The sequence below is a fragment of the Pseudomonas sp. ICMP 10191 genome, from assembly GCF_001467335.1.
GTDB classification, from domain to species: domain Bacteria; phylum Pseudomonadota; class Gammaproteobacteria; order Pseudomonadales; family Pseudomonadaceae; genus Aquipseudomonas; species Aquipseudomonas cerasi.
In genome coordinates, this window is the sequence record NZ_LKGW01000148.1 from 1 (window position 1) to 5,370 (window position 5,370).

6 protein-coding genes and 2 pseudogenes are annotated in these 5,370 nt (G+C 56.5%); 4 read left to right on the plus strand and 4 right to left on the minus strand.

Annotated features, from left to right (window positions below; all coding sequences use genetic code 11):
* The 4 genes and pseudogenes from AO388_RS22825 to AO388_RS29005 all read right to left on the minus strand — a co-directional run.
* Positions 1-337 (minus strand): annotated as a pseudogene (locus tag AO388_RS22825) (response regulator transcription factor); the annotation flags it as partial.
* A gap of 370 nt (positions 338-707) precedes the next feature.
* A complete protein-coding gene (locus AO388_RS29425) occupies positions 708-1,091 on the minus strand; it encodes a hypothetical protein (RefSeq protein ID WP_177343137.1) in 384 nt (127 codons plus the stop codon).
* Positions 1,092-1,709: 618 nt separating this feature from the next.
* Positions 1,710-2,363, minus strand: coding sequence for a LexA family protein (locus AO388_RS22835; RefSeq protein WP_058417199.1), 654 nt, complete (start codon positions 2,361-2,363; stop codon positions 1,710-1,712).
* A 509-nt stretch (positions 2,364-2,872) separates the two neighbouring features.
* The gene (locus tag AO388_RS29005; RefSeq protein WP_153004007.1) at positions 2,873-3,121 is read right to left on the minus strand and encodes a hypothetical protein; all 249 of its coding nucleotides are present in this window, start codon (positions 3,119-3,121) and stop codon (positions 2,873-2,875) included.
* 201 nt (positions 3,122-3,322) lie between these two features.
* Between AO388_RS29005 and AO388_RS22845 the strand changes: the two are divergent.
* The 4 genes and pseudogenes from AO388_RS22845 to AO388_RS22860 form a co-directional block, all read left to right on the plus strand.
* A pseudogene (locus AO388_RS22845) lies at positions 3,323-4,077 on the plus strand (helix-turn-helix domain-containing protein).
* Positions 4,074-4,745, plus strand: coding sequence for a replication protein P (locus AO388_RS22850; RefSeq protein ID WP_058417201.1), 672 nt, complete (start codon positions 4,074-4,076; stop codon positions 4,743-4,745). The pseudogene AO388_RS22845 and the gene AO388_RS22850 overlap by 4 nt, the downstream one beginning before the upstream one ends.
* Entirely contained in the window at positions 4,742-5,038 is a 297-nt protein-coding gene (locus tag AO388_RS22855) for a DUF1364 domain-containing protein (protein ID WP_016568955.1), read from the plus strand. Before AO388_RS22850 ends, AO388_RS22855 begins: the two co-directional genes overlap by 4 nt.
* The coding region (locus AO388_RS22860) for a VRR-NUC domain-containing protein (protein WP_058417202.1) at positions 5,035-5,370 on the plus strand (336 nt) is incomplete at its 3' end. The genes AO388_RS22855 and AO388_RS22860, both read left to right, overlap by 4 nt.

Consider the following 5,370-nt stretch of genomic DNA (forward strand, 5'->3'; position numbering starts at 1 on the left):
ATCGCCGCTACTGGCCTGAGCTTGTCCGAGCCCTTACGGCTGATCTTCTGTTCGTACCCGCCGCGGCGTGACTCGGGGGCTCTGCGCTCGCGCCTCATCGATTCATCGCCCAGCACCGCGTGCAGAACGATCACCGACATGAACAACAGGCAGAGCGGGGAAATGATCTGTCGGCGCATGGCCTCGGCGATCATCGCTGTCTGGCGATTCACGCCCAGCTTGAACATGGCGACCGACAGCCGCTTGACGACCGTGCCCGGCGCAACTGCAACTCTCGCGGCGCAAGACCACGGCCGAGGTGGCCTCTCCATGCCCCGCATACGATGGTGGTATCCATTACGTCTACTCGGTGGTTGTCATCCCAAAGCACCCGGCAAGCCAGGTGCTTCAGTGATGCTGTCCAACAGGTGATTCCGTTCTCTGTAAAGAGCTTCGTCCAGTCGGTCCCGTTATCCGGGGCTGGGAGATCACTTCGCTGATCCCGTGCTATCTGGCGGCTTCACCAGTCTTGTGTCGCTGCGGTTGATCGCTGCGATGCGTGTAATTTAGAAAACTAAACAAAAAGTGTCAACCTGCATTTTAAGAAAACTAAACATTTTGGGCGGATTCTAGCCCCGGGCACAAAAAAGCCCGCTCAGTGGCGGGCTGTGTCAGATCGGGAGGGGATGTTCAGGAACGGAAAAGCCCGGCGCTAGGGCCGGGCTTTTTTATTTCTGCTGGGGTTGAGCTTGGGTGTTAGGAGGCGGCTGCTCCACGCTTTTCTGGTAAGCCTGCTCGCTTCGACCCATCTGGAACGATGCGACCATGTTCGATGTGAGCATGGCGTTGAATCCGGCGATACCAATCACGATGGCCAGCACAGTAGACACAGCGGTCACTATCATCGTTGTCTTCATGGAGCCAATGCTGGATTTAATCTCTCCGTGATTGCTGGAGATTTGATTCAGTGTTGCCTCCATCCTCTTATCGCGCTCGGATTGCACTGCGATGAATGCGTCAATTTTTGCTGACACGGACTCTGTTCGAGCCTCCATCTTGGTTTCGATGGTCTCAAGCTTGGCGTGGAATTCTTCGCGGGTAATGTCATTCATGATTTTAGTATCCCCCTTCGGGAGATTGTTGTCATCAGTCAGATCTGCTGGTAGCGCTCGCGATTTTGGACTTATGCCCATACTGGTGCAGTTTTCGAAGCGTCTCTTAATGAAATCGGGGGTGGGCGGCAAGGTTGACTTAATCATCATCTGCACCAGAACCTGTCATATCCATGTCAAGCCCGTCCTGGTCGGCCGAAGGCGCGGGGTTCTCAGAAACCCACTGATGCACCGTTGAAGCCATGTGCATCCTCATGTATCCACAGTTGTCACAAGTATAGGCAAATGTAGAAAGGTAAAAAATGTTGGGTCTATTCCTAACTGGAAGCCCAATTCTAAGGGTAGGGCCGTCGTCGTCAGGGCATAAAATTGTCCAAGACTCCCTATGACAAACGGGGCAGTCCTCGTCTTTGTCGACACCTTTACTGATCAAAAAACGTACGAAGTCCTCGGATTTAACCGAGAGCATTGTCAATCGTTTTTCAGATGCTGCTTCAGGTTTTTTCAAACCAAACTCCTTTTTTGGCACAGTCGAACGTTCGCGTTTTTGTAGCCCATAGCTTGCCCAGCAGCGCAGCCGCAATGCCGTGCGCGGTACGCCCTAGATGAATCAGTCGATCAGGCGAACTTCGTCAGCGACCTGACCACCACCCCAATGATCTTGCAGTCATCCACACACTGCACCGTCGGGTAGGCCGGGTTCAGCGGCTTCAGGTATCTGACTCCGCCGTCCTCCACCAGCTTCTTGAATGTTGCTTCATTGCTGTCTGCCAGCTTTGCGATCACCAGCTTGCCCGGACGGACGTCAACCTCCGTATCGACCAGAATCTGCGAACCTTCAGGGATTGAGGGTGCAGACGTGGACGTCATCGAATCACCCTTTACCTCCAGCCAAAAAGCAGCTCCTTTCGCCTTGTAATCGGATACGTCATACCTATCTGAGAAGCCGTCTGGGAAGGGCTGCACGGCTTCCGTCCAGGCACCAGCGGCGACCCAACTTACTACCGGGTAGGAATACATTTGCGCAGGCTGCGGAATCATTGCGACGTTTGAGGATTCGCTGCCTGTCGCCTCACCTTTACCTGTCTCCAGCCACTGGGGAGAGCATCTCAAAGCCTTTGCCAGCGCCATGAGATTGGACCCAGTCGCACCGTTGGTGCCGTTACGCCAGAAGGTAATCGTTGCTTTAGATACGCCGATGCTAGCGCTCAGGTCAGTGGCGCTTAACTTCAATTCGGTCATACGAGCCCGGAGGCGATCTTTAAATTCCATATTTAGGATTCTAAACAATTCACAGTTTAGATAACTTGCCTTGTGCTGTTAAGATCTCTAAACTTCAATGAAGACACCGGAGACCGACCATGACCTTTGACGAAGCGCTGAAATATTTCGGCACCGGGCGGGCCATCGGTGACGCCCTAGCGGTCACCAGTAGCCGGGTATCTCAATGCCGCTCTGCCGGAGGTTTTTCATACCCGATGCAGTGCGTATTGGAGAAAGAGTCCGGAGGAAATCTAACTGCAAGACGTGAGGACGATCCGTCTCAAACATCTCGAATAAACGCCGCTTAGAAGCGTCGTGTTCGTGGAAATTATCCGCTCAAGCGGGAAGGGCAGGTAGTACAGCGGATGGGCTGTTAATTCATCCAGTGAACAGGAAGGGAAGAGCTATGGCGGATAGACACACTGAATCAGAGATTTCCCCGCAGCACACAATTGAAAGCGACCGGCGTGTGAACGGCCGTCCAGTTTGGACATTGGGGAAAGATGGAGCCGTTTCAATCAATGACGCGAGGGTTCGTCCTGCACAGCCTCAAGGATGTTTTCGTGTCCTCTGGAGATCACTCGAAGAGCAGCTTCATAAGCTTCTTTCGCGGAACCGGTAGTGCATCCAGCAGCAGGGTTTTCCAAGAAATATTCAGCGGCCTTAGTCAGCGCAACCCCATCAAAACCGGGCGTGGCTCTGGCGACAGCGACAAGCGAAGCGAGGGAAGCGAGTAGGCCGCTTTCAAACGGTGAAAGGTTTGACATGTTCGGTCTCCGTGACCTTGTGGTGTGTAAGCCGAAAGCTACCACGGATGCACCGGCCACCTACAGCGCCTAAATTTCAGGCAAAAAAAAGCCGGTGGCTAGACCGGCTTCTTCAACACTTGCGAGACAGATTATGCACATCAGACCTGAGCAAGGCAACACAGGCAGATCGATTGGAGTAGCACTGTGAGCGTTCAAGCAATGTCGTGGGCGCTACAGATCCCACGCGTGACTCTTTCTGATTCCAGCGCCCGGCATGTGCTTCTATGCCTGGCCAACTACGCCGGTACTGACGGACGCGGTGCGTTCCCGTCGGCCACCACTCTGAGCGAAGACACTGGCCTTTCTGAGCGCACAGTTCGTTCCAAGCTGGAGCTGTTGAGGGCGTCTGAACTGATCGTTCCGGGAAATCAGGCGCTGGCCGCCGTGTACATCGAACGTCATGACCGACGCCCAGTCGTCTATGACTTGCCGATAAAGCGGGATGCAAATCCTGCACCCCGGATTGAACGGGGTGCAGATGACGGCACGGGGTGCAAATCACAGCAGAACGGGGTGCAGAATTCGACCGAACGGGGTGCGAAATCTGCACCCAATACGTCACTTAACCATCAATTAACCGAACAGCAGCAGCCGCGCGAGATTTCAACAAGCAGGCCCTGGAATCGACCGATGATCGCCAGCGCTTCGCAATGTTCGCCGACTGGGCACCGGACAGCCGTTACCTGATCGCCCAGGCTCAGATTGCTGGCGTCAAGCCTGCCGATATCCCCGACGCGCTGATCCGCAGCTTCATCGGCTGGTTTGTGGCCAAGCAGAACACCGTAGACACATCCGCCGGCTGGTGTAACCGCTTGGTGGGTTGGTACGTGAAAGAGCGTGCCAAAGGCTCACTCTCAGCCGATGAAGAATCGGCAGTCGGCGGCGACTGGGCTTCAAAGGGGGTGATCCTGTGAATGGTCCTGTTCGAGCTGGTTATCTGGTCCAGAATCGGAGAACCGATCCGACCTACACCCCACCGCCTGCGGTCTCTGTCGAGATCGACCCGGCCACCCGCCAGGTAATCGACGAATTGTTTCTGCGGCTGCGTGGAGCTTGCGGCGCATGGAGACAGTCTTGGCCGACCGAGGAGGTGATGAACGCCGCAAAACTGGAGTGGCTGGCGGAATTCATGCGCTCCGGGATCAACTCAATGGATCAACTGCGCCACGGTATGCGCATGGTCAGCGCGAGCAAATCAGCATTCGTGCCCGCGCCTGGCGTGTTCGTGAGCTGGTGTTTTGCTCCAGAGGGCCTTGGCCTACCCAGCGTCGAGGTCGCGTATTCCCAAGCTCTGCGTAACTCGCACCCCGGCATGGAAGGACGCGGTAAGTGGTTTCACCCGGCGATCTACCACGCCACTGCGGCCTCCGGCTTTCTCAGCCTGCAAACGCTTCCCCGCGACCTGGGTATGACCCGCTTTGAGCAGAAATACCTCGAGCAGTGCCGCAAGATTTGGCGTGGTGAAGAGTTGCCGCCCGTGCCTGTGGCGCAGCTCGCAGCACCGGGCAAATCAATCACCCCCGAAGTGGGGAACAAGGCGTTGGCCGCGCTCCGTGCCAAGCGCAGCGGAGACGTGCAATGAGCAAACTCACCAACGCAGCGCGTGACCGCGAGTGCCAGATCCGTTACCCAGGATGCTCGAGCGAATCCTCGACCACCGTGCTCGCCCATTACCGACTGGCTGGTACTTGCGGCATGGGAATCAAGCCAAACGACCTGCAGGCCGCTTGGGCGTGTGCTTACTGCCACGACATCGCCGATGGCCGCCTGCGCGCCCCGGCGGTGCTGAGTCGTAACGAAGTCCGCCTGTTCCACGCCGAGGGGGTCATGCGTACCCAGGACGCCCTGATTCGCGAAGGGAAGGTGTCACCGTGAAGCCCGCCGAAATGACGTTGTTCAAACCGAAGCGTACCCGTGCCAAGTCCGTCGACCGTGAGGGCCTGGAGCAGGCCGCATTGCTGCGCGAGCTCAAGCTGCGCATGCCACTGGTAGCGGCGTTGATCTACCACGTTCCCAACGGTGGCCACCGGCTCAAGCAGGTGGCGGTCAAGTTGAAAGAGCAGGGCGTGCGCGCCGGTGTGCCCGACTTGGTGCTACCGATGGCCCGTGGCGGGTACTTCGGCCTGTACATCGAATTCAAGGCTACGCCGCCGAACGATGCCGCTGTCTCGGGCAGCCAGTACGAGTGGATACGTCAGCTCAACCTG

Coding starts and splice junctions, on each gene's coding strand:
- AO388_RS29425 (WP_177343137.1), bottom strand. CDS start 1,091: ATGAATGACATTACCCGCGAAGAATTCCACGCCAAGCTTGAGACCATC.
- AO388_RS22835 (WP_058417199.1), bottom strand. CDS start 2,363: ATGGAATTTAAAGATCGCCTCCGGGCTCGTATGACCGAATTGAAGTTA.
- AO388_RS29005 (WP_153004007.1), bottom strand. CDS start 3,121: ATGTCAAACCTTTCACCGTTTGAAAGCGGCCTACTCGCTTCCCTCGCT.
- AO388_RS22855 (WP_016568955.1), top strand. CDS start 4,742: ATGAGCAAACTCACCAACGCAGCGCGTGACCGCGAGTGCCAGATCCGT.